At 56.1% G+C, this 1283-nt stretch carries 1 rRNA gene; it reads right to left on the bottom strand.

Annotation, left to right across the window (positions count from 1 at the left end):
- Positions 1-1283: ribosomal RNA gene (locus ACWDEW_RS48825) — 23S ribosomal RNA — on the bottom strand; the annotation flags it as partial.

Genomic DNA, 1283 nt, shown 5'->3' with positions numbered 1-1283 from the left:
GGTGGGAACACTCATCTCGAAGCAGGCTTCCCGCTTAGATGCTTTCAGCGGTTATCCCTCCCGAACGTAGCCAACCAGCCATGCCCTTGGCAGAACAACTGGCACACCAGAGGTTCGTCCGTCCCGGTCCTCTCGTACTAGGGACAGCCCTTCTCAATGTTCCTGCGCGCGCAGCGGATAGGGACCGAACTGTCTCACGACGTTCTAAACCCAGCTCGCGTACCGCTTTAATGGGCGAACAGCCCAACCCTTGGGACCGACTCCAGCCCCAGGATGCGACGAGCCGACATCGAGGTGCCAAACCATCCCGTCGATATGGACTCTTGGGGAAGATCAGCCTGTTATCCCCGGGGTACCTTTTATCCGTTGAGCGACGGCGCTTCCACAAGCCACCGCCGGATCACTAGTCCCGACTTTCGTCCCTGCTCGACCCGTCGGTCTCACAGTCAAGCTCCCTTGTGCACTTACACTCAACACCTGATTGCCAACCAGGCTGAGGGAACCTTTGGGCGCCTCCGTTACTCTTTAGGAGGCAACCGCCCCAGTTAAACTACCCATCAGACACTGTCCCTGATCCGGATCACGGACCCAGGTTAGACATCCAGCACGACCAGACTGGTATTTCAACGACGACTCCACCTGAACTGGCGTCCAAGCTTCACAGTCTCCCAGCTATCCTACACAAGCCGAACCGAACACCAATATCAAACTGTAGTAAAGGTCCCGGGGTCTTTCCGTCCTGCTGCGCGAAACGAGCATCTTTACTCGTAGTGCAATTTCACCGGGCCTATGGTTGAGACAGTCGAGAAGTCGTTACGCCATTCGTGCAGGTCGGAACTTACCCGACAAGGAATTTCGCTACCTTAGGATGGTTATAGTTACCACCGCCGTTTACTGGCGCTTAAGTTCTCAGCTTCGCCAGGACGAATCCTGACTAACCGGTCCCCTTAACGTTCCAGCACCGGGCAGGCGTCAGTCCGTATACATCGCCTTACGGCTTCGCACGGACCTGTGTTTTTAGTAAACAGTCGCTTCTCGCTGGTCTCTGCGGCCACCCCCAGCTCAGGAAGCAAGTTCCCTCACCAGTGATGGCCCCCCTTCTCCCGAAGTTACGGGGGCATTTTGCCGAGTTCCTTAACCATAGTTCACCCGAACGCCTCGGTATTCTCTACCTGACCACCTGAGTCGGTTTAGGGTACGGGCCGCCATGAAACTCGCTAGAGGCTTTTCTCGACAGCATAGGATCATCCACTTCACCACAATCGGCTCGGCATCAGGTCTCA

It is taken from the genome of Streptomyces sp. NPDC001100, assembly GCF_053598575.1.
The sequence above is the reverse complement of the archived record's forward strand: the minus strand, read 5'-3'. Positions and strand labels throughout refer to the sequence as shown.